The 22,235-nt window shown below is 54.3% G+C and carries 20 protein-coding genes; 2 read left to right on the plus strand and 18 right to left on the minus strand.

Annotated features, from left to right (window positions below; genetic code table 11):
- Positions 1-114: 114 nt before the first annotated feature.
- On the minus strand, positions 115-438 hold the full coding sequence (locus VAE55_RS07555) for a hypothetical protein (protein WP_322815182.1): 324 nt from the start codon (positions 436-438) through the stop codon (positions 115-117).
- Positions 439-942: 504 nt separating this feature from the next.
- Complete coding sequence (locus VAE55_RS07560) at positions 943-1,578, minus strand: response regulator transcription factor (RefSeq protein WP_322815183.1); 636 nt, start codon at positions 1,576-1,578, stop codon at positions 943-945.
- Between the two features lie 489 nt (positions 1,579-2,067).
- On the opposite strand from VAE55_RS07560, the gene VAE55_RS07565 reads away from it, so the two are divergent.
- Positions 2,068-4,788, plus strand: a complete 2,721-nt coding sequence (locus VAE55_RS07565; RefSeq protein ID WP_322815184.1) for a cation-translocating P-type ATPase — start codon at positions 2,068-2,070, stop codon at positions 4,786-4,788.
- A 218-nt stretch (positions 4,789-5,006) separates the two neighbouring features.
- Here VAE55_RS07565 and VAE55_RS07570 read toward each other — a convergent pair whose 3' ends face one another.
- From VAE55_RS07570 to VAE55_RS07600, 7 genes are all read right to left on the minus strand, one after another.
- The gene (locus VAE55_RS07570; RefSeq protein ID WP_322815185.1) at positions 5,007-6,320 is read right to left on the minus strand and encodes an NAD(P)H-dependent oxidoreductase; all 1,314 of its coding nucleotides are present in this window, start codon (positions 6,318-6,320) and stop codon (positions 5,007-5,009) included.
- A 281-nt stretch (positions 6,321-6,601) separates the two neighbouring features.
- Positions 6,602-7,132 carry a dTDP-4-dehydrorhamnose 3,5-epimerase gene (gene rfbC / locus VAE55_RS07575; RefSeq protein WP_012257099.1) on the minus strand — a complete coding sequence of 177 codons (531 nt, stop codon included), beginning with the start codon at positions 7,130-7,132 and terminating at the stop codon, positions 6,602-6,604.
- Positions 7,133-7,137: 5 nt separating this feature from the next.
- The gene (locus tag VAE55_RS07580) at positions 7,138-8,166 is read right to left on the minus strand and encodes an SDR family oxidoreductase (protein WP_322815186.1); all 1,029 of its coding nucleotides are present in this window, start codon (positions 8,164-8,166) and stop codon (positions 7,138-7,140) included.
- Positions 8,167-8,180: 14 nt separating this feature from the next.
- Complete coding sequence (gene rfbF, locus VAE55_RS07585) at positions 8,181-8,957, minus strand: glucose-1-phosphate cytidylyltransferase (RefSeq protein WP_322815187.1); 777 nt, start codon at positions 8,955-8,957, stop codon at positions 8,181-8,183.
- 24 nt (positions 8,958-8,981) lie between these two features.
- The gene (locus VAE55_RS07590; RefSeq protein ID WP_322815188.1) at positions 8,982-9,932 is read right to left on the minus strand and encodes a UDP-glucuronic acid decarboxylase family protein; all 951 of its coding nucleotides are present in this window, start codon (positions 9,930-9,932) and stop codon (positions 8,982-8,984) included.
- A gap of 83 nt (positions 9,933-10,015) precedes the next feature.
- On the minus strand, positions 10,016-11,029 hold the full coding sequence (locus tag VAE55_RS07595; protein WP_322815189.1) for an NAD-dependent epimerase/dehydratase family protein: 1,014 nt from the start codon (positions 11,027-11,029) through the stop codon (positions 10,016-10,018).
- Complete coding sequence (locus VAE55_RS07600; RefSeq protein WP_322815190.1) at positions 11,023-12,159, minus strand: DegT/DnrJ/EryC1/StrS family aminotransferase; 1,137 nt, start codon at positions 12,157-12,159, stop codon at positions 11,023-11,025. Before VAE55_RS07600 ends, VAE55_RS07595 begins: the two co-directional genes overlap by 7 nt.
- 199 nt (positions 12,160-12,358) lie before the next feature.
- On the opposite strand from VAE55_RS07600, the gene VAE55_RS07605 reads away from it, so the two are divergent.
- Complete coding sequence (locus VAE55_RS07605) at positions 12,359-12,541, plus strand: hypothetical protein (RefSeq protein WP_322815191.1); 183 nt, start codon at positions 12,359-12,361, stop codon at positions 12,539-12,541.
- 372 nt (positions 12,542-12,913) lie between these two features.
- On the opposite strand, the gene VAE55_RS07610 is transcribed toward VAE55_RS07605, so the two are convergent.
- The 9 genes from VAE55_RS07610 to greA form a co-directional block, all read right to left on the minus strand.
- Positions 12,914-13,564: a Crp/Fnr family transcriptional regulator gene (locus VAE55_RS07610; protein ID WP_416181176.1), complete on the minus strand. Its 651-nt coding sequence runs from the start codon at positions 13,562-13,564 to the stop codon at positions 12,914-12,916.
- Positions 13,565-13,954: 390 nt separating this feature from the next.
- Complete coding sequence (locus VAE55_RS07615; RefSeq protein ID WP_322815193.1) at positions 13,955-15,253, minus strand: PQQ-dependent sugar dehydrogenase; 1,299 nt, start codon at positions 15,251-15,253, stop codon at positions 13,955-13,957.
- A 374-nt stretch (positions 15,254-15,627) separates the two neighbouring features.
- On the minus strand, positions 15,628-15,783 hold the full coding sequence (locus VAE55_RS07620) for a hypothetical protein (RefSeq protein ID WP_322815194.1): 156 nt from the start codon (positions 15,781-15,783) through the stop codon (positions 15,628-15,630).
- Between the two features lie 487 nt (positions 15,784-16,270).
- Positions 16,271-17,551 (minus strand): lysophospholipid acyltransferase family protein, encoded by a 1,281-nt coding sequence (locus VAE55_RS07625; RefSeq protein WP_322815195.1) that lies wholly within the window; start codon positions 17,549-17,551, stop codon positions 16,271-16,273.
- The gene (locus VAE55_RS07630) at positions 17,532-18,515 is read right to left on the minus strand and encodes an NAD-dependent epimerase/dehydratase family protein (protein ID WP_322815196.1); all 984 of its coding nucleotides are present in this window, start codon (positions 18,513-18,515) and stop codon (positions 17,532-17,534) included. The genes VAE55_RS07625 and VAE55_RS07630 overlap by 20 nt, the downstream gene beginning before the upstream one ends.
- Positions 18,512-18,928: a type II toxin-antitoxin system death-on-curing family toxin gene (locus VAE55_RS07635; protein ID WP_012257109.1), complete on the minus strand. Its 417-nt coding sequence runs from the start codon at positions 18,926-18,928 to the stop codon at positions 18,512-18,514. Before VAE55_RS07635 ends, VAE55_RS07630 begins: the two co-directional genes overlap by 4 nt.
- Before the next feature lie 15 nt (positions 18,929-18,943).
- Positions 18,944-19,159 (minus strand): hypothetical protein, encoded by a 216-nt coding sequence (locus tag VAE55_RS07640; RefSeq protein WP_012257110.1) that lies wholly within the window; start codon positions 19,157-19,159, stop codon positions 18,944-18,946.
- Between the two features lie 40 nt (positions 19,160-19,199).
- Entirely contained in the window at positions 19,200-20,675 is a 1,476-nt protein-coding gene (lysS, locus tag VAE55_RS07645) for a lysine--tRNA ligase (RefSeq protein WP_322815197.1), read from the minus strand.
- 196 nt (positions 20,676-20,871) lie between these two features.
- Positions 20,872-21,345, minus strand: coding sequence for a transcription elongation factor GreA (gene greA, locus VAE55_RS07650; RefSeq protein ID WP_322815198.1), 474 nt, complete (start codon positions 21,343-21,345; stop codon positions 20,872-20,874).
- Positions 21,346-22,235: the final 890 nt, after the last annotated feature.

Below are 22,235 nucleotides of genomic sequence, written 5' to 3' on the forward strand. Positions count from 1 at the left end.
ACGATTGGCATCCTGTTTGCTCACAAAGGTGGCTGCTTGCGCACCTTCTAGCGCTGGCTGCAACGCGATGATGGCGCTTGGTTTGGTGATGGCACTTTGCCGAAGCGAACCAGATTACAACGCTTGCTCAAAACGCATCAAGATTAGTGGCAATTGCTTCTGGCCGATCCAACGTTCTTCACCCTCATTGATAGCTAGCCGAGTGACCTGATTGTTCCCACGCGACAAGGCCGCAGTCCTCAGCAAGTGGGTAAAACAGGCTGAGACAACGGTCGCTGGAGCGTTGGCATCAAGTTTGGTTGGCTGTTGAATGACGGGGGCCGGCTGGTCGCTTGGGACGGGGATACCATCAATGTGGACGCTAACCGCTTCAATCCGCTCGGAAAGCCGGTCATTGGCAAAACCATCGTGCGGGCAGACTATGGGTTTCGCAACCAAGATGGTGTTCCAGGCACCATGACGATTGGCAAGCAAGGAACCTGGCATGCACGCATGTGGGTTGCAACCGCTTTGGCGTTGGTTACCGTGATGTGTGAAGCACTGGCGTTAGGTGTACCAGTCGTGAGTACAAGTTGCAACCGCTTTGGCGTTGGTTACCGTGATGTGTGACCGGAAACGAATCCGATAGCGGCTGACTCAGTCCATTTAAATCCGTCTGGCTGATGTGTCCGCAATGTTTAACCTGCTCACGGATTTGGTTCACTCAGTTCACCCTGATGCCGTTCCTTACAAAATGAGCATCGCTGAGTTTTCTCTCTAACAACTAACACCAATGGTTATTAGTTGATAGGTTCAGCTTCTCAACCGCTCATCACAGCACCTTCATACTTCAGCAGCGCAGACACTGCTGACCTATCCCTAAACCTATCTGGGTAGTAGCTGCCATCGCAAAAGTAGGCTTAGGAATGGCGAAGAGAGGAAAAGTCTGCGCGGAGAACCCCCTCAAACCCAACCACGACGAACAGCCTCTGCCACCAATTGCGTCCGGTTTCGCACACCAAGAAGTTTAATCAGTTCTTGAATACGACGCTTGACAGTCACTTCGCTCATATGCAGCATTGCCCCAATTTCAATCGTAGTAGCTCCATCGGCCAGCGCCTTCAGTATGTGCAGTGCACTCTCATCATTGGCTAATACTTGCCGCAACCGCTCCCGTTGGAATTCGGCCACGTTTGTAAACAATACACCAACCAAATTTGGAGAGATGACATATTCACCACGTGTGATGGCCCGAATTGCGTCAAGAATCGTCGTATAGGCACTATGCTTGAGAAGGAAGCCGCGTGCACCGGCTTCGATTGCTGCAATAACGTAGTTAGGCTCGTTGTAATTGGAAAGCACCAGACAAGATGGTACTGGTGTGAGGGTTTGTATTTTCCGTAAGATCCCGAGCCCATCCAGCCCAGGCATGCGAAGATCAATCACCAGCACATCGGGGTTCAATGTTGTCGCCAATGAGATCGCCTTATCACCATCATTGGCTTCCCCAACAAGTATCATATCGGGCTGATGGCTTATGAGGCTACGCAGACCTTCGCGCACGATAGGGTGATCATCAACAATGAAGACCCGAATCACCGTCAGCTCCTTTCATAAAATCGCAAACATCCTTGTTGTTAGTGTTGTTAGTACCATCAAGCTTCCTTGCTTGGTCTTCAACAAGCCACACGATGTATCCTGCTCTGGCGCCACAAAAGCAGTGTGGCAATCACTCGTTTCGGAGTAATCAAACTATCGTGTTATGTTAATTATAACTAAAACTGCACGTGTTCATATTACTGCACGATAGAGAGTATGTCACTCTCTACGCCAAATGGATAGACAGGAATTTCAACATAACTTCATTTTCATACCTCATACATCCGCCGTTTCCGATCTCCGCTGTGCAGTTGTTGAATTCCTTCGTAAGGTTGTTGTATCTCAAGCAACAATCTGCTATGCTCAAAAGGAAGAGAGAGGGTGGTAGACCCTACCAAATCCACTACTAATCAATCATCGACTTCGCATTAACGATCGTGTGCGCCCATCGCAGTCTTCCTCAATATCAATGGGCAAGGAGCAATCTCCATGGCAACTACGACCTCTCGGCACGATACGGCACACGCGCCCTGGCATTCTCTTGACCTGAGTACCGTTTTTACCCATCTGAACAGTTCGCCAACCGGCCTGACTGAGAACGATGCGGTACAACGATTGGTTACATATGGGCCAAACGAGTTACAAGCGTCAACCCGTATTTCGCTCTGGACAATCTTCCTCAATCAATTTAGAAATGTTTTGATCATGATCCTCCTGATCGCTACCGGGCTATCATTGTTGCTCGGCCATGGCATTGAGTCGATTGCCATTATCGTTATTGTGCTCTTTTCCGTATTGCTCGGTTTCATCCAGGAATATCGCGCCGAACGGGCGATTGAAGCCCTTCGCCATATGGCCGCACCCAATGCAACTGTGCTGCGCAATGGTATCGAGCAGACCGTCCCGGCACACACGCTGGTGCCCGGCGATATTGTGCTATTACGCGCCGGGGATCGCGTCCCCGCCGATCTGCGTTTGCTTGAAGCGCTGAATCTACAAGTAGAAGAAGCTACGCTCACCGGTGAGTCGGTTCCGGTTGAGAAGACTGCCGTCATCACGTTACCCGTTGACGCCCCGGTTGCCGAACGCAAAAATATGGTCTATGCCGGAACATCGATCAGTTACGGTCGTGGGCGGGGTGTGGTCGTAGCAACCGGTATGCAGACCGAGTTCGGCGTTATTGCGGCAATGCTGCAAACGATAGAGACTGGACGTACACCCCTCCAGGACAATCTCGACCGAGTTGGACATATCCTGGCTCGATCAGCCCTGGTGATTGTTGCTGTGATTACGTTGCTCGGCTTTTGGCGCGGCCAACCGCTGGTCGAGATGATCATCTTCGGGATTGCACTCGCCGTTGCGGTCGTCCCTGAAGCATTACCGGCAGTAGTGACCATCTCGCTAGCCATTGGCGTTCAGCGTATGGTGAAGCGCAATGCGTTAATGCGCCGATTGCCAGCGGTCGAAACCCTCGGCAGCACTTCGGTCATTTGTACCGATAAGACCGGCACCCTGACCAAAGACGAGATGACGGCGCGCCAGCTCTTTGTTGCCGGCTGCTGGTGGGACATTACCGGTTCAGGGTATGAGCCGATGGGCGAGTTTCGGTGCTATGATCGGACAGTACCTGCCGATGAAGCTGTGCGTCGACTACTCGAAGGTGCGGTGCTAGCATCCGATGCCCGCATCGTCTACCGCGAACAACGCTGGCATGCGCAGGGTGATCCAACCGAAGCAGCATTGGTTGTCGCTGCCATGAAGGCTGGCCTGGTGGTTGAAGAGGTCGTAAGCCGGGCACCGCGCATTGCCGAAATCCCATTTTCGTCGGAGACGAAACGGATGATTACCCTCCATGAAGTTGAGGGCACCAGAGTCGCTTACGCTAAAGGGGCCCCAGAGGTGATTGTCAGTGCCTGTAGCCATTGGCTAACCCCCAACGGCATTGCCCCGTTGCAGCCTGAAGATCGCGATACCGTATTACAGGCTGCGCAGACCATGGCCGGCAGTGCCTTGCGTGTGCTAGCAGTTGCCACCAAAGCTACAGCAGATGTAGCCGACGCCGGACATGATCTGACTCTGCTCGGTCTGGTCGGCATGATCGACCCACCCCGTCCCGAAGCCAAAGCGGCTATTCAAACCTGCCAACAAGCCGGTATTCGGGTAGTCATGATTACCGGCGATCATCCGTTAACTGCTGCTGCTATTGCGCGTGAACTGGGTCTGCTCACTCACGGACTCGTGATAACTGGTGTCGAACTCGATACGTTGAGCGACGAAGAGTTTGCACATACTGTTGAGAGTATCGATGTCTATGCCCGCGTCGCGCCGGTGCACAAACTGCGCGTTGTGACGACCCTGCAACAAAAGGGGTATGTGGTCGCAATGACCGGCGACGGCGTGAACGATGCACCTGCGCTGAAGAAGGCCGACATCGGCATCGCCATGGGGATTACCGGTACCGATGTCACCAAAGAGGCAGCGGCCATGACCATCACCGATGACAATTTTGCTTCGATTGTTGCCGCTGTAGAAGAAGGACGACGCATTTTTGGCAATATCAAGAAGTACCTGATGTATCTGCTCTCGTCGAATATCGGCGAAATTACGCTGATGGCCGGAGCCACCTTCGCCGGATTACCCCTTCCCCTGACAGCAGTACAAATCCTCTACGTCAATCTTGCTACCGATGGCCTGCCGGCCCTGGCATTAGCGGTTGATCCACCCGATAATGATTTAATGCGCCAACCGCCGCGTGATCCACGCCGAGGCATCTTTACCCGTCCGGTCGTTGGATTGATGCTGATCGGCGGTTTGTGGTCTGCACTGGTTAATATCAGCCTCTTCGTCTGGGCCTTGCAGAGTGGGCGCGGTCTCGTGGAAGCGATGACGATGACCTTCGTCGCACTTGTGTTGATACAGTTCTTCAAGGCATATAACTTCCGCTCAGATCATCTTTCAGTCTTCCATCGTCCCTTTGCCAATCGCTGGCTCAATCTGGCCATTCTCTGGGAGCTTGTCTTACTGCTGGGTGTGGTCTATCTGCCATTCTTGCACGAACCATTTGGCACATTTCCACTCTCGCTTATCGATTGGTTGATCATCGGTGGTGTTGCTTTGAGCATTGTCCCGATGTTAGAGCTGGCCAAATGGGTGCTGCGGCATCGGGTGTCTGCTGTACCGGTTGTTGAGGGTGATAAGGTGGTGCGATGACCGGTTAACACCCGGGACAAACGTCATGGATACGGAGAGGGAAGCCTGCATCGCCCCCAGAGGTTGTATAAGAGGCGAAGAGCATGCGATCGGTCCCCACCACGCCATCATCTACGATCAGATCATTGCTCTCCGGCGTGTGGAATATGGCTTCTGCACGATATGGCCTGCCAGGTAAAATCATTTGCCACACTCTGCGTGTCGATGTCCAGAACAGATCAGCGGTTTTCTGCCCAGAATAAGGCATCCTGTTCGGCGCGCAACTGATCACTCAGCCGATTTGCTGGCAGCTGCACATCGGCATACGAAATAATCCCATCTTTGGGAATATCACGCAACAGGGTACACCCTTCCGCCAGACCAATCGGCAACAACCGCTCGGCCTGTACCACATCGGCATTTTCGGCCAACCCATACGTCATGTAGCCACCTAATCCATCCAGGGTCTGGCCGGCATGCAGATCGATCTTGGCTGCCGTAATCACTTCAACCATAGGCCGACCAGCCGCGGCCAGGACAGTATCACCAAACAGGGCTGCCCGCGCCACCGAGTTGGGAACTTCAAAGTGGCACAGGTGATACGGCGTGTAGAAGAGATACAGTGGCCCCTTGCCCAGTTTATACAGATTAAGATAATGCTGCATCCGCGGATGGTCGTGCGTGCCGAGTACGAAGACACCGGGACCGGGTGTGGCACCAACCACGTAATCAACAATACCTGGCCCTTCAAGCACAGCCTCAAGTGGATACAGGTCGTGAACCACATCGACCAGCGGTGTACCGGATGGAACGGTTGGGCCGAACATGCCCCGTTTAGCAACCCGCATACCAGTCGCGTTCGCAACCACAGCCTGCTCAAATGAAATTTTCGTTCCATCGGCAAAGCTGGTCACCATATACGGATTTTGCCCCCATTGGCGGGCAAAGTTGGCCTGGGTGGTCGGATTGCGATAGGGATCGTGCAACCCTTTGATATTCCCGCACAACACCGGCTTCACCCCTAGCCCGCACGCGAAACGGTAGAGGTTCATGGTCACTCCCGGCTGATCACCGTCCGACAGCGTAAAGATTACACCGTGGCGCCGAGCGTAGACCTGCAAAATTGCGCCGAGCGTACCATCAAGTTCAGCATTCATGGTCACGACGTGTTTGCCGTGACGCATGGCCATGAGAGCAACCTGCGCACCGAATTCAACTGCACCGGTCACTTCGATCACAACATCAATACCTTCGGCAGAGCAGAGCATGAGAGCATCATCGGTCACAGCCGGGGCACCGGCCGCGAGAGCTGCCGCCAAGGTTGCCGGTGAGTCAACGTATTGAATCGAATCATGCGGCACATCGGCTTCAGTATACGCCTGTACTGCCCGCTCAAGCGTGCGGTTGGCGATTGCTACTAACCGCATACCACGAGTGTAGCGAATGATCTGAAGGGCAATACCCCGCGCCATGAAGCCGGCCCCTACCATTCCCACCCGAATCGGGCGGTTCTCGGCTTCAGCGCGTTGGAGTGCGGTATCGACAAGGATCATAGGTTTCTCCGCTAAAAGGTGTTGGGAAAAGAGGCAATAATAATAATCATCGTGCTGCTGCTTCAGGCAATAAGCTGAAAGCGGTTGGACGGTTGTGCCTGGTCAGATGGGCAAAGGCTATACCTTTGCCCGTCTCTTTTAAGAAGCCATCCGAAACATCGCTTCTGAGGCACTTTCCGTAGGGCGAGATGCCATCTCGCCCCACGTTTCGGATAGGCTCTAAATAGACCTCAGCGATATTCGCAGTTGGAAACAGCCACGAGGTATCTCATTTCCGTTTACTAACCGGTAAACAACGGCCAGCGCTTATCCTTCTCGCTCATCTCGGTTACCGGCAACGGCCACTCGATACCGAACGCTGGATCATCGTAGCGCACACCACCTTCGGCGCTGGGTGTATAGTACTGTGAAACCTGGTAGAACACTTCCGTATCATCCTCAAGAGTCTGGAAGCCGTGCGCAAAGCCTTCCGGGACATACAATGCCAGCCGATTCGCAGCAGTCAATTTTACGCCAATCCACCGCTTGTATGTCGGTGAGTCAGGGCGCAAGTCGATGATCACATCGTAGATCGCACCACGGATACAGCGCACCAGCTTGGTCTCGGCGTAAGGTGCATGCTGAAAGTGCATACCACGCAGCGTACCGGCTACCCGGTTGTAGGAGAGGTTCATCTGCACCACCCGATCAACCAGACCGTGCTCAGCAAATTCGTCTTTCGCCCAAACTCGGGCGAAGAAACCACGATTGTCTTCGCGTGGCTCCAACTCGATAATGTGGGCATCTTTCAATTCGGTAGGAATGAAGCGCATGGTTATCAGCTCCTCCAGAACAGTTCGGCGTCAAGCTGACGAGTTGCGATCAAATGACGCAACATTTTAAGCCGTGTATACGGCGGTGCCTCAAAAATTTCGCGTGTCATACCGATTCGCTCAAAAATATCGCGGAGTTGCCGGGCACCAGCAACCGCATCATACCGGCAAGCGAAACCGGGGAGGCGCGTCGCAATTTTGCTAAAATCAACCCGGTAGCTCCGATTATCGCCATCGTTCCGACCGAACGTCAGCTCACAGCCGGGGAAGACTTCGGCGACAATTTCGGCAATTTCGCGCACACGGTAATTATACCGGCTATCGCCAACATTGAAAACCTGGTTGTGAATCGCTTCGCGGGGTGCTTCCAGGGCACAGGCCACCGCCTGGGCAATATCAAGGATGTGTACCAGCGGTCGCCACGGTGTACCATCGCTCACCATCGCAATTTTACCGGTTGTCCAGGCCAGGCCGGCCAGGTTATTGAGCACTACATCGAAACGCTGACGTGGTGATGGCCCAAACGCAGTTGCGTTGCGCAAAAAGACCGGCGAGAAGGAGTCGTCGGCAAGTCGCGCCAGGTCATGCTCAACCAGTACCTTACACTCGGCATAGGCGGTTTGGGGATTGACCGGCGATTCCTCGGTTTTGATCTCACCCTCTTCACCAATGCCGTAGACCGAACACGACGACATGTACACAAAACGGGTGATACCCGCGGCCTTTGCCGCTTGCGCCAGTTTGACGCTCCCCTGATGATTGATTTGAAACGTCAGTTCACGGTTGAGCTGGCCGAGCGGATCATTCGATAACTCGGCCATATGTACTACAGCATCAAACCCAACCAGATCACTCACGGTCAGACGGCGAATATCCTGTACGATAAGCGCCGGTTGCCGTTGACCACTGTGGAAGAGCCAGCCGCTTTCGTAGTAGCCGGTATCAACCCCAACGACCTCATGGCCACGCTCGATTAGGTAAGGAGCGGTAACGATCCCAATGTAGCCACCACTGCCGGTTAAAAGGACTTTCATAGCTCTCCCCCTGCTTACACCCAAATCTTCCATGGTGCCTTACCACTTTGCCAAAGTTCTTCCAGATAATTCTTGTCGCGCAGGGTATCCATTGGCTGCCAGAACCCATGGTGGCGATAGGCTGCCAGTTGGCCGCTTAGAGCTAACTGTTCGAGTGGCTCGCGTTCCCAGACGGTATCGTCACCAGCGATGAGATTAAAGACTGCCGGTTCTACCACGAAAAAGCCACCATTAATGTAAGCACCATCACCGCTTGGCTTCTCTTTGAAGCTTGCAATCAGGCTCTGGTCTTCGGCCAGCGTGAAGGCGCCAAAACGGCCCGGCGGTTGCACAGCGGTCAGCGTTACGGTCACCCGTTGCTCACGATGATAGGCAATCAACGCCCGAATGTCCACATCGCTCACGCCATCACCATACGTCAGGCAGAAGGTTTCGTCACCAACGTATGGTTGGATGCGTTTAATCCGCCCGCCCGTCATCGTCTTCTCCCCGGTATCAATCAGGGTTACCTGCCACGGTTCAATAGCCGTGTGATGTACAGTCATGCGATTCTCACGCATATCAAAGGTCACGTCGGCATGATGCAAATAGTAGTTGGCAAAATACTCTTTGATCATGTGCCCCTTGTAGCCGCAACAGATGATGAATTCGTTGATCCCGTGAGCGGAATAGACCTTCATAATGTGCCAGAGAATTGGTCGATTGCCAATTTCGACCATCGGTTTCGGGCGAATAGTACTCTCTTCGCTGATCCGTGTGCCGTAGCCACCAGCCAGAATAACCGCCTTCATACGATTCGCATTGCCTCCTTGTGCTTACAATTCACCACGTCGTTGCAGTTCTTGCCGAAACCAGGGTATTGTCTGCTCTAAGCCTTCACGCAACGTCACTTTCGGTTCCCAATTGAGAATTCGGTGCGCTTTGGTAATGTCCGGTTGCCGCACTTGAGGGTCGTCTTTCGTGCGCAAATTGCGGTAAACGACTCCAGCCTTGTTGCCCGTGATCTCATTCACAATCTGGGCAAACTCGGCTATCGTAAACTCACCCGGATTACCGATATTGACCGGTTCGACTTCATCACTGAAGAACAATCGGTACACACCTTCAACCAGATCAGAAACGTATTGGAACGAACGGGTCTGGCTGCCATCACCGTAGATGGTAAGCGGCTCACCGCGCAGTGCCTGTGAAATAAAGTTGGGCACGACCCGCCCGTCACGCAACCGCATACGCGGGCCATAGGTGTTGAAAATGCGGACAATGCGGGTCTCAACCCCGTGATACGTATGATAGGCCATCGTCATCGCCTCGGCGAAACGCTTGGCCTCATCGTAGACGCCGCGCGGTCCGACCGGATTCACGTGCCCATAATAACTTTCGGGTTGCGGATGCACCTGTGGGTCGCCGTACACTTCTGAGGTTGAAGCGAGTAGAAAGCGAGCACCTTTTGCCCGCGCCAGACCAAGCGCCTTGTGTGTACCGAGAGCACCTACTTTGAGGGTCTGGATCGGTAGCTCAAGGTAATCGATTGGCGAAGCTGGTGACGCAAAATGTAAAACGGCGTCAAGCGGGCCTTCAATGTAGATGTAGTTGGTGACATCGTGGTGAATGAAGAGGAAGCGAGGGTGTCCGGCTAGATGAGCGATGTTGTCAGTATTGCCGGTGATCAGATTATCCATTGCGATCACCGTATGACCTTCGGCGAGAAAACGATCACAGAGGTGTGAACCGAGAAATCCTGCTCCGCCGGTAATTAACACGCGCATAGATGATGTGCTCCTTCGTTGCTTTTCAGCCTGTATTTTAACTGTCATCGTGAAGGTTTGATGAAAATTGTACCGATACCTAATTAAACTCCTTCTACCTGTGCGTCCCAATAGTGGTGGCGATGCTCACGGTAGAAAGCAATAGTACGAGCCAGACCGGTGCGGAGGTTAATTCGCGGCTGCCAGCCCAACGTGGTGCGGACCCGCCGATCATCGGCATAGTAATCACCAATATCAATCGGCTTGCGGTCGGCTGGATAGGGAATGATCTCAAAGCTGCCCCCGCCGGCCACCTCAACCGTCAGCGCGGCCAGGTCACGTAGATTGATGACTTCAAGCCCACCTACATTAAAAATTTGTCCACTGGCAGCCGGATGCAACGCTGCCAGCAAGAGTGCATCAACGCAATCGTCGATGTAAGTAAAATCACGCAACTGACGACCATCACCCCACACCTGGATTGGCTTCCCTTCGATAACATTCCTAATCCAGACACCGAGGAAGGTCTGGCGCGCATCTTTCACCCGCATCCGTGGACCGTAGGTGTTGGTCAGGCGTAACGCGCATGCCCGAATGCCATAGACATTGTTGTAGAGAATGTGATACCATTCGCCGGCCATTTTATTGATGCCATTCACATCAACCGGATGCAAAAGATGTCGTTCATCTACCGGCAGGTAATCGGGCTTACCGTAAATCTGGCGGGTTGAGGCATACACGATAGTGATGTTTGGATTGTGTTTACGGCACGCTTCGAGAATAGAGAGCTGTGCCCGGCAATTGATGTCGAGATCGATATACGGATTGCGCATCGAATCGAGATGGCTGGTCTGGCCGGCCAGGTTAAAGAGCACATCCTGCCCCTGGACCAGATAGTTCATCGAGTATTCATCACGCACATCGGCAATATTCACGCGCACCCGATCTTCGATTCCGGCGATGTTGTAGAGATTCCCCCCGTACTCTGGGATCAGCGAATCGACCAGAGTGACGTTCGCGCCCAGTTCAACCAGACGATGGGCCAGATTTGAGCCGATAAAACCCAGGCCACCGGTGATTAACACCCGTGCCCCGGCAAACGTTTGTAGATTTACCATATCCCACCCGCTCGAATCGTCTCGGCAACCAACATAATCTCTTCATATGTCAATTCCGGGCACATTGGCAGCGATAAAATGCGTCCGGCCAGATCTTCGGTCACCGGCAGGCTTCCTGGATGATAGCCAAGATCGGTGTAGGCCGGTTGTAGATGGGTTGGTACCGGATAATGAATATCACAACCAATGCCGTTGGCAAGGAGATGGTCACGTAACCGATCACGGCTGGCCCGATCGGGCAACGTTGCCACGTAGAGATGATACACATGACCCGGCTCGTCAACCGGTAGCCCAAGCGGCAGGTCGGCCAATGCAGTCGCGTACCAGGCTGCCCGTTCACGACGGGCCGCATTGGCGGCGGCAAGATGCGGGAGCTTGACACGCAGGAGAGCTGCCTGTAGCTCGTCGAGACGCGAATTTCGCCCACCCACTTCGCTCGTGTAGTATTTGCGTTCCCAGCCATACATGCGCAGCCGACGAAGTTTGGCCGCCAGCAGATCATCGTTGGTTACTACCGCACCACCATCACCAAGCGCACCCAGATTCTTGCTGGGGTAGAAGCTAAACGCTGCCAGATTACCCCATTGCCCGGCCATCCGTGGTTGTCCATCAGCACCGGTACGCCAGGCACCATGCGCCTGCGCTGCATCTTCAATGACGACGAGACCGTGCCGTTCGGCCAATGCCGTAATAGCCGCCATATCGGCCAGCCGCCCGAACAGGTGTACCGGAATCACTGCTTTCGTGCGCGGAGTGATAGCCGCCGCCACTGCCGCCGGATCAATATTCTGCGTAGCGGCATCAACATCAACCAGTACCGGACGTGCACCAGCCTGAAGAATAGCAGCAACATCGTACATGCACGCATTCGCGACGGTAATCACTTCATCACCAGGGCCGATCCCGGCAGCCGCCAGTGCCAGGTACAACGCTTCGGCACCACTGGCCACACTAACACAATGGCGAGCACCACAAAAAGTGGCAAACTCCTGCTCGAATGTAGCAACTTCATGACCCAAAATATACCAGCCGCTCTCAATCACACGACCGGCAGCAGCGATCAGGTCTGCGGTGAGTGCCTGATGACTGCGTCGTAAATCGCCGAACGGCACCCGCCATGACGTTGTCATAGATATGCTCCTTTGCTAATATTGCATACCCGGTTGTGCTCACAACGATAAAGATACGCGCAGAGCCGTCATTGGTATTCAGCATGTACCTTGTATTGCCCAGGTACTATAGCGTAATAGTACCTGATTCTGATTGCATGTTGCTCACATTCAGGATACAGTGGAACCATCAATCTGTTCAGAAAGGAGGTGAAAGCAGATGGTCGTTACATACTTACTGCGTCTCGTACACACATTACGGCTGCACCGCGAGCGCGGACAGGGGCTAGCCGAGTACGGGTTAATTATTACATTAATTGCTCTAGTTTGTGTATTGGCAATCAGTGCGATTGGCGGCTCACTGTCCGACATGTACAAAACCGTTGCGGCGATCTTCCAGTAGTCATTATCCGTTGATCTGGTCTGAATCTCTCTGCAAGACGGCACGCTGCGCCATTGTGGGCAGCGTGCCGTGTTTTTAGAACATCGGGCTGGTACCGGATTAGAACGTATCTCATTAGCCTGCTCTGCTGAATACACACCCGCACATATGCCGCATACCACACCTGGAATGCGAAATTACAGCCGCTGAACCAGACTCATTCATCACCACGATCATAGAGGAAGAGTAGTCCGTGTCTATGCAACTTGTGGCAGACGGCTCCCACACTGCTATAGAAGCGTGACCGAATGCCATTATCGTACAAACGCTCGCGAAACTCGCGAGAGGTGTAATGCCTGTCACATCACTTCACTGCTCCGAGATAACTTCTCCCTACTCTTCGGCCACCTTCGCCAGCCGCACTCGATCCAGCACAACCACCCGGCCACGCTCTAACTTGACCAGACGTTCTTCGGCCATCCGTCGTAGTGCTCGTCCGGCAATCTCGCGCACGGTACCGGTACGTTCGGCCAATTCCTGCTGTGTGACTTCAGCAGTGCCTTCGGCTGCCTCGGCCAGCAATAGACGAGCCAGACGGGCACGTACCGAACGAAAGGCCAAATCCTCGACCAGGGTAACCAGCTTGCGCAACTGACCGGCCAGATCAGCGAGCGCTGCCAGCGCCAGATCGGGGTGTTTCCGAATGAGCGCCAGCAAATCATCGCGTACCAGCAGTAAACAGGTAACCTGACTCATCGCCCGGGCAGTAGCCGGACTTAACCCGGCATCGAAGATCGGCACCGCGTTAAAATATTCTCCCGGCCCAACCATTGCCAGCACCTGTTCGCGACCATCAGGTGCCGTGCGTGAGAGTCTGACCCGACCGCGCACCACAAAGAAGATCGCGTGTGCCGGCTGGTCTTCATAGATGATATGCTGACCGGGGCGATAATGACATATCTGCACACGACGGGCAGTATCGGCCAGAGTTGCCTCATCGAGCGTGGCAAATAACGGAATAGCGCGCAGGTCTTCAATCGTCATTGCGCTGCCCACAATGTGTATCACATACTGCACAGCAGGCACAGTGCCGCTGTTGCTATTCATTATAGAGAGTTTTGTACGTGAGAATGTTACAGTGGAGTGGTGGGATGTTGTGATGTGTTCATCAACGATGACCTGTTCGCTTCTGACCGCTCAGAGGCCAGAACACAGAGAAACCGGGCATCTCGCCTATTGAGGAGAATGTCTTCATTGGCAAAGCCGAAGGGGTGGCCGGCCTGTCACCCACCTCTTGTATGCCCGATAGTTCAGACAATGCCTGGCAACCCCTTTACCATACCAAAGCTGATATGCTGTTCCGGTAGCGATAGGTATGATCGACCTGAGCCTCCTGGTAATGCTTTAAGCGCCTTATTGCCATCCAGGATCGACTCATCTCATCACCAGCCGATACACCCCACCTGCCCGATCCAGCAGATACACCTCCCCTTGCTCATCTAGACCGAACGACGTGGTTTGGATCGGTAGCCGGGCAATCAGTGCGTGTTGCCAGGTCTCACCATTTGCCCACAGCGCCCATAGATTGCCGGTACAGAAATCGGCGTAGAAGTAGACACCGTGTAATGCCAGTTGCTGAACCCCGCGATACACGTCACCACCGGTGACTGAACAACCACCACTCGCGCTATCGTGTGGATAAACCGCGACCGGTAAGACCAGTCCGGTCGAATCACAGCTTGCCGGTCGGTAACACTGGTCGCCTTCCATCAGACGCCAGCCATAGTTGAGACCGCCTGTCGCTGCGGAGGCAACATTGATCTCCTCCTGTTCATTCTGACCAACATCCGCAATGAAGATCAGGTTCGTAACCGGATCGAAGGTGAAGCGCCAGGGATTGCGTAAGCCGTAAGCCCAAATCTCTGGCAATGCATCGGCTGTATTCACGAAGGGATTATCGGCTGGGATTGCATACGGCTGCCCGTTATCAATGTCGATCCGCAACAACTTACCGAGTAACGTATCCAGCCGTTGCCCGGCATCGAGTGGATCGCCGGCACCACCGCCGTCACCGGTACCGATGTAGAGATAGCCGTCATTGCCAAATAGTAATAACCCGCCATTATGGTTGGCTGCCGGCTGCTCAATCCGCAACAGCTCACGAGCACTGGCCGGATCGGCCTGATCCGAGCTAGGATCGGCGCGATACTCGGCAACAACCGTGTCACCGTTGGTGTTGGTATAGTTCACAAAGAAACGTCCGTTCCCGGCAAATTGAGGGTGAAACGCGACACTCAGCAAGCCCTGTTCATTGCCACGCGAGCCAACCTGTTCGCGAATATCGAGAAACGGCGTTGACACCTTCGCGCCGTTTCGCAAGACCCAGATGCGACCGGCCTGTTCGACCACAAAGAGGCGGCCACTGCCATCGCCAGCATGCGTGATATGGGTCGGTCGTGAAAAACCATCAGCAACCTGTTCCAGAGCATAGCTGAACATAGTGGGATCAACCACGACCACCGGTGAGGTTGGCGCAGGCGTCGGTGCAGGAATTGGCGGTAGCGTAGCGGCGGGTGGTGTGGCTGATGGCTCCGGGAGAGGAGATGCGGTGGTAGCCGGCGTCACGATTGGCGCAGCAGGCGGTGCGGGCGAATCGCTAGCGATACGTTCCGGGATACTGGAACACGCCGTCATCCAGAGAATACTCATCAAGATCATCAAGATACGTGGCATCGATTTCCCATCTAGTTACAGAACGTTATCCTACAGGATTCATACCACACCTGGCGTCATGAATGTCGAATGCGTTCTCAGCAAGATTCATTGCCGAGAGAGACAGAGTTATATCAAACCTGATACAGTCCAATGCATAGCCCGCGATCCAAGACGTACCCGTTCGCCGCATTCCTCGAATGGTAATGTGAACGGGCACGTCATCGTCCGTGGGGGTGGGTTCCGTAGGGGCGAGTTTCGTCTATACATTACCCATAACTGGTATCAACCACGTGCGTATCAGCGGGGATGATCGCTATTGGTGTTGTTTTGAGCGACTGGCTTGGTGGCAGTGCGCCGCTCCAGCCGTACTATCACGTGCTGAATGGGTTGCCTTACATGCGCATCATGTGCGTGTCGCGTAGTTTGGAGTGCGGCAGCCATGCTGCCGCGCCAGCCGTGCTCACCATCCGGCGCGTGGCATACTGTTGACCCTGCTGGTCACGAGGATGGTGGATGTATTCGTGACGGTCATCGAGTCGGTCAGGCATGCATGCGATCCCTGCGCGTAGACGGGTATGTTGCAATAGATTTGTGCCTGCGCACCAGCGGTCACGACCAGCACCTGACGGCGGTAGTGGAGATGCCTGCACGCGAGCTGGAAGCCCGCACCACGGGGAGTGCTTGCAGTCCGGTCTGACGCAGCGCGACATGTGGGGAATGCATAGCATTCATGTGCAAGGGACGACAGAACGAGCCGGAAAAGGCGTGTCTTCGATGCTCCAGCACGGTGATGACGTCGGAACGATGCATATCGTTGCGCAAGAGATGGTATCACCAGATGAAGGGTCGCACATCGTATCTGTGATCAGCAGATTGATCGGCGCAACACCTGACCGGCAGGCAAAACGATGAGTGCGGAAACTTGGCTTCCGCACTCCAAACGACACAATGCACACTCTACTCGTGGGGAAGGTGCCCGATCCAGCACGTGATTAGATAGCTTCCACAGAAGCCGCACGCCTTGCACCCGCACCGCTAAAACACCGACGTGCGCTCGGCCAGCTTCTGGTTAATAACTTCCTGGATCGTCTCACGCACTTGCTCGGACAGTGCCAGCACCGTGATCGGATCATCAGCCGCATCGGCGTCGTACTCATCGGTGGCAATCGGCGGACAGAACGTAATACTCCAGCGTGTCGGAAGTGGAATGACACCGAGCAGACCCAACCAAGGAAAGAAGGGCGTGAGCGGAAAATAGGGAAAACCGAACAATTTAGCGATACCCTCAGCGTTCGCCAGCATCGGATAAATCTCTTCCGCCCCTACCACAGCCACCGGTATAATTGGCGAACGTGTCCGTAAGGCAGCCTGGACAAACCCACCGCGTCCAAAACGGGCCAGCTTGTAGCGATCCTTGAAGAGTTTGCCAACCCCTTTCAAACCTTCAGGAAAAACACATACCAGCTCATCCTGTTCAAGTAACCGGATCGCGTTTTCCGGAATACCGGGCACCTGCCCTAGCGCAGCCAGGGTTGGGGCGATGATCGGTAAGGTGCTGAACCAGTGTAAATGCAGCGAGCGCACAATTCGTTCATTCTGGGCCGGGTGTTCATTGAAAACTGCCGTAGCAATCATCGCCCCGTCCCACGGTAGTACGCCGCTGTGATTTGCCACCAGCAAAGCCCGCCCACTGACAGGTACGTGTTCGAGACCGGTGGCAGTCACCCGCCACCACGTACTATACATAAACGAGAGAAATGGACGGGCAATCTCGATAATCTCCCGATCCATCCCAAACGGATCGGTACTGTATTCACCACGCAGGCGGCGTTGAATAAAGGATGCCTGTTCATTGATTTGATACTGCAAGATCATCCCGACCCCCTTCCAGAAATCAGGATCGAGATAGTCACGCAGATCAACACCTTGCAGCATGCTATTCATGCGCTCGACCTGCTCGTTGGTCATGCGTTGCAGATTTTCACCAATGAGCCGAATGACACCAGCAGCGAACTGACCGAGCGCAGCCTGGGGGGCAGGTTGTTGCTCACTCTGCTGACGAATATCAATCTCCACCTCGAAAAGCTGTTCAGCCGAACGACCGAATGCTGACGGCTCGTCCCAGCTCGTTAGCGACGGTGAAGGTTGCGGCGAATCGAGAGCTGGTGTCGGCTCGACAGCTCCATCAACGTGATTGGGAGCAGCGGTTGTCGGCGTCTCTGAGGTTGTCTCAATGCTCACCGCCTTTGTCCGGCGCCGCCGGGGATGCTGAACCTCTGTATCACTGGTCAGTGGATCAACCGGCTCGTCGTTCATCGTGCATTCTCCTGCGATTGAAAAATTCATCGAGGGCGCGGGCAGCCGTAACACGCTCCTCTTCTGGCGACAACGGCTTCAGTGAGTCGAGAGCCGTTGCCATATCGTAGTGGGCCGACCATCCTAGCAAGCGACAGGCACGCTCAGGATCGATAGTACAACGGTAGCGCAAGAAATCAACGTCGAAGGGCCATCCTGTCGGCGGCTGGTTGTCGAAGAGAGGGCCTAATACCGGTACCGGCTGATGTCCCAGCCGGCGAATGACCTGGCTCAGTGGCATCGATTGCGCTGGAGCGAGATTGAACGCACCGCCAATCGGTTGCTGCACCGCCGCCAACACTGCCTGAGCAGCATCGGTGATGTGGAGTAACTGGATCATTGGGTCGAAGCCGAACAACATCTGGGGGGCTGGTGCGCGCAGATAGCGCATCAGCGGGCTATCCTGGTCAAGCAGCGGTGCATAGCGCAACACCGTCACTGTAATTTGAGGGTGGCGGGAAGCGAAATCGGCCACCACCTGCTCCACTTCACCCAGAGTATGCAGGAGGCCCCAGCTATGCTGCGTCTTGATCGGACGCTCTTCGCTGATCAACAACGGATTCAACGGACTGGCGCCATAGATCCAGCCATGACTGCGTAACACAACATGGCGTATGCCGGCAGCACGACAGGCACCGAGCAACTCCATCGTGCCAATGACATTGTGCTGAACCGTCGTTTCGTGGTCAGGCAGTGGTTCATCGAACCCCAACAGATCGCAATGAACGACGGTGTCTATCTGCTCATGGCGCAATAACTCAAGCAACTGATGACGATCAAGTCGGGCTACCAGCCAGTCGGCTTTGCCGATAGGAGCTGTTGGTGGTTGTTGTCCCAGGACGATAACCTCGTGATGCTGGCTCAACACCTGGGCGGCCTGCGTACTTAACATTCCTTTTGCGCCGTTGATAAGCACCCGCTTCATGGCAATATTCCTACATTTTCGCGCAACCAGCGCTCAAGCTCTTCCCGATCCATATCACCGTGGCTCAATGCCCGAAACACCCAGGCAATCTCATCAGGTCCAACTTCCGGTCGTAAACAGGCTCCATTGATCGCAAGAAAGCGGAGCAGGCAGGCAAATGCAGTCGCCTCGTTAGCCGAATTGAAGGGATGATGCTTCACGAGCAAAAAGGTGAAGACAGCGGCTTTACTGCACAGATCGGGATACAGCTCGGTTTCAAAGAGAATTTGGCGTGGTGCCTGCAAGACCATCTGCAACCGATCCTGGCTTTTAATGCCGAGCAGTCCGCCGTAGCGCTCTATGACCAGGGTATGCAGATCAAGCACATCATCCAGTGACAGATAGACGATGTCGGTCGCTTCCTCGTCAAACATCACACCATCTCGCGTCTATATCCCGACAATCTGCCGAAACGCTCGATCATACTGATCACACATTGCTTCAGCCCATGCCCGCAGATGGGGACTCATAGGCCGGCGAATGAGCAGTTCTCGTTCGGTGAAGACCAGTTCAACCAGCTCTTCTTCGCCGAGACCAATCGCTTCAATCCAGCGTTGCACAACCGCAGGCAAACTCTCACGCTCAACCGTAAATGAGCGGGGCATACGCTCCTCCTTTCCGGCGATAGATTGCCTGCACCGCTCGCTACTCATCAGACCGTTCCCGCAAATGCGGGAAGAGAATCACTTCGCGAATGTTAGACTGATCGGTCAAGACCATCACCAGGCGGTCGATACCGACACCGAGACCACCGGTTGGTGGCATACCGTAACGGAGCGCATTGATAAAATCTTCGTCCATCTGGTGCGCCTCTTCATCACCGGCAGCGAAGGCGTATAACTGTTCACGGAAACGTTCTTCCTGGTCGAATGGATCATTCAACTCGGTGAAAGCATTGCCAATCTCCATACCGGCGATGAAGGCCTCGAAGCGCTCGGTAAAATCAGGCCGATTGGGAATCCGCTTCGCCAGCGGTGACATCGCCACCGGATAATCAATGATGAAGGTTGGTCGGAACAGATGAGGTTGTACAAACTCCGAGAAGAGTTCGTCAACCTGCTTGGCCCACGACGCCTTGCGTTCAACCCGCAATCCACGTGCGCTGATAGCTTCTTGTAAGGCATCCAGATCGGTGATCTGGGTAATGTCGATACCGGTGCGGTCGGCAATCGCTGTTGCCATCGCAATGCGCGGCCAGGGTGGACGAAAATCAAGTTCACGGCCCTGATAGGTGATCGTTGTGGTGCCGTGGACAGCCAGACAAATCTCGCTCAGCATCTCTTCCACCAGAGTCATCATAGCGTAATAATCGGCATACGCCTGATAACATTCCATCATGGTGAACTCTGGATTGTGTGAGCGATCAACCCCTTCATTGCGAAAGTTCTTCCCGATTTCGTACACACCGGGAAAGCCGCCAACAATCAGGCGCTTGAGGTAGAGTTCGGTGGCGATCCGCAAATAGAGATTCTGGCCCAGCGCATTGTGATAAGTGATAAAGGGACGTGCGGCGGCCCCACCGTAGAGTGGTTGCAACACCGGGGTCTCAACTTCAAGAAAGCCTCGTTCATCCAGGACGCGCCGCATCGTGCTGATGACACGGGCCCGCGCCCGGAAAATCTCGCGGCGGTCGCGATTAACGATCAGGTCGAGATAACGCTGGCGATGGCGCTCTTCCACATCTTGCAGACCGGACCATTTTTCAGGGGGCGGATTAATCGCCTTGGCCAGTATTGCCAGCTCACGCACAAAGAGCGATCGTTCACCGGTCTTGGTGCAACGTAATACACCACTCGCCTGGACAATATCGAATGTGTCGAGCTGATCGCGAAAACGCTCGAACCATTCATCACCTATATCGGCCCGACTCAGCCAGAGCTGAATCTCACCCGTTCCATCTTCTATATGGGCAAACGCAATCTTGCCCATAATGCGGCGCGCACCGATGATGCGTCCGGTCAGAGTCAGTGTGGTGGACTGGGCGGCCAGATTATCAAACACAGCCAGCGCTTCGGCAATGGTATGGCTGCGGTAACAGCGAGGTGGGTATGGATCGAGACCGGCAGCACGCAATTCGGCCAGCTTTGCCGCACGTTGGGCCTGTAAATCATTCAATTCCATAGTATGTTTTCACAATAATATCAAGCCAGAGATATAGAAAGCACCGGCACAGCTCTTCCCATTATACCGGAAAAAAGACAACAGGGCATCGGTTTCCCGACGCCCTCTCCAAGCAACAATCAGTACCAGGTAATCAGCAACAACCAGACAGTTGTCGCTGACAAAGGTGGTTCACCCGTCCACAATCATTAAATTACTAACGCACTTTGAGAATGGTTAATTTCATGACGCCGGAAGGTGTGTGAACGGTCACCTTATTACGTGCGCGCTTGCCGAGCAGTGCAGCACCGAGCGGTGACTCATTTGAGATACGGCCCTGGCGCGGATTGGCTTCCGCACTACCAACAATCGTCCAGGTCTCTTCTGAGCCATCGTCTTCAAAACGCACGGTCACAGATGAACCAACTCGTACTTCGCCATTGCTGGCCTGATCCTCATCAATGACTTCAGCGCGTGAGAGCAAGTGCTTCAGCTCGCGAATACGACCTTCAAGGAGCGCCTGTGCCTTTTTGGCATCCTCATATTCACCGCTCTCGGAAATATCGCCCAATTCTTTGGCCGCTGCGATCCGTTCGGCAATCTGCTTACGCTCAACCGTGGTTAGATACTCAAGCTCTGCCTCCAAACGGGCGCGACCTTCGCGAGTCAGATACGTTGGCTTCTCTGTCATCACTACTGCCTCTACGCTGCCCGCACCGCCCAACCGGACGGTCGGAAAACCCTCAATATAAAAAGAATAACTGAGAGCACATCTCTCAGTTGAAGTCAGGCAGGCGGTGCAATCCACCACATACCTTGCCACAATTATATGAGGTTAGCAGCAATTTGTAAAGAGGGGCACAATTGCAGACCAGTAACTCACTGTGGAGACTGTTTGGAAATTGGTTCATCACGCCGCTTGATCATCGTTTCCTATCATCTCGCTATACCCATAACGTCATGCCCTGTTCTGTCCGGATGAGAGTAGCGCATATGCTGTTCCCGTACTCTACCCGCTCTGAACTACCCTATAGCCCAATGACGCCGGGCTGACCAGGGTGTGAGTATTCATAGCAGAATTGACGGCACTGGCGAGGGTGAGCTGTGCCACGAACGCATCGGCAGGGGCGACAGCCACGATCCCCTGCGTCAGGTCAATCACACCCGACCCATGTTTTGGGTAATACGTGCACACCTCTGGCGGGAATTACTGGTGAACGGGAATAGAACCTCGCCCCACGATCCGCTACCTAACACGCCTCGTGGATAATAACATAACCTAAGCTGCCACCTACGCTGTGAGCAAGCCACGAAAGACTACCTGCAATGATGAACAGCACGACGCTGCGTACAACATTGTGCAGCGTACCTGACCGGTATGAATCATTTGGGTCGCAGCCAGTTCCGTAAACGCACTACGTCACGCCCATCTGGTATGCCCATTCGCCGTATCGCTGTGGTGGTATAAGGTGGCACCTTGGGCGACGATCTATCCGCGTGCATCCGCCTCACCCGCGTCCATCCGTGTTCCACCCCTCCCCCGTCGCGCTCAACGACCCGCACCGCGGTAGTGACGTAAGG

Origin of the sequence: Chloroflexus sp., assembly GCF_034432675.1 — a bacterium.
Taxonomy (GTDB): Bacteria; Chloroflexota; Chloroflexia; order Chloroflexales; family Chloroflexaceae; genus Chloroflexus.

Excerpts from the sequence above, each read along its gene's own strand:
- VAE55_RS07565 (WP_322815184.1), top strand. The coding sequence starts at position 2,068 with ATGGCAACTACGACCTCTCGGCACGATACGGCACACGCGCCCTGGCAT.
- VAE55_RS07570 (WP_322815185.1), bottom strand. The coding sequence starts at position 6,320 with ATGATCCTTGTCGATACCGCACTCCAACGCGCTGAAGCCGAGAACCGC.
- rfbC (WP_012257099.1), bottom strand. The coding sequence starts at position 7,132 with ATGCGCTTCATTCCTACCGAATTGAAAGATGCCCACATTATCGAGTTG.
- VAE55_RS07580 (WP_322815186.1), bottom strand. The coding sequence starts at position 8,166 with ATGAAAGTCCTTTTAACCGGCAGTGGTGGCTACATTGGGATCGTTACC.
- rfbF (WP_322815187.1), bottom strand. The coding sequence starts at position 8,957 with ATGAAGGCGGTTATTCTGGCTGGTGGCTACGGCACACGGATCAGCGAA.
- VAE55_RS07590 (WP_322815188.1), bottom strand. The coding sequence starts at position 9,932 with ATGCGCGTGTTAATTACCGGCGGAGCAGGATTTCTCGGTTCACACCTC.
- VAE55_RS07595 (WP_322815189.1), bottom strand. The coding sequence starts at position 11,029 with ATGGTAAATCTACAAACGTTTGCCGGGGCACGGGTGTTAATCACCGGT.
- VAE55_RS07600 (WP_322815190.1), bottom strand. The coding sequence starts at position 12,159 with ATGACAACGTCATGGCGGGTGCCGTTCGGCGATTTACGACGCAGTCAT.
- VAE55_RS07605 (WP_322815191.1), top strand. The coding sequence starts at position 12,359 with ATGGTCGTTACATACTTACTGCGTCTCGTACACACATTACGGCTGCAC.
- VAE55_RS07610 (WP_416181176.1), bottom strand. The coding sequence starts at position 13,564 with ATGACGATTGAAGACCTGCGCGCTATTCCGTTATTTGCCACGCTCGAT.
- VAE55_RS07615 (WP_322815193.1), bottom strand. The coding sequence starts at position 15,253 with ATGCCACGTATCTTGATGATCTTGATGAGTATTCTCTGGATGACGGCG.
- VAE55_RS07620 (WP_322815194.1), bottom strand. The coding sequence starts at position 15,783 with ATGCCTGACCGACTCGATGACCGTCACGAATACATCCACCATCCTCGT.
- VAE55_RS07625 (WP_322815195.1), bottom strand. The coding sequence starts at position 17,551 with ATGAACGACGAGCCGGTTGATCCACTGACCAGTGATACAGAGGTTCAG.
- VAE55_RS07630 (WP_322815196.1), bottom strand. The coding sequence starts at position 18,515 with ATGAAGCGGGTGCTTATCAACGGCGCAAAAGGAATGTTAAGTACGCAG.
- VAE55_RS07635 (WP_012257109.1), bottom strand. The coding sequence starts at position 18,928 with ATGTTTGACGAGGAAGCGACCGACATCGTCTATCTGTCACTGGATGAT.
- VAE55_RS07640 (WP_012257110.1), bottom strand. The coding sequence starts at position 19,159 with ATGCCCCGCTCATTTACGGTTGAGCGTGAGAGTTTGCCTGCGGTTGTG.
- lysS (WP_322815197.1), bottom strand. The coding sequence starts at position 20,675 with ATGGAATTGAATGATTTACAGGCCCAACGTGCGGCAAAGCTGGCCGAA.
- greA (WP_322815198.1), bottom strand. The coding sequence starts at position 21,345 with ATGACAGAGAAGCCAACGTATCTGACTCGCGAAGGTCGCGCCCGTTTG.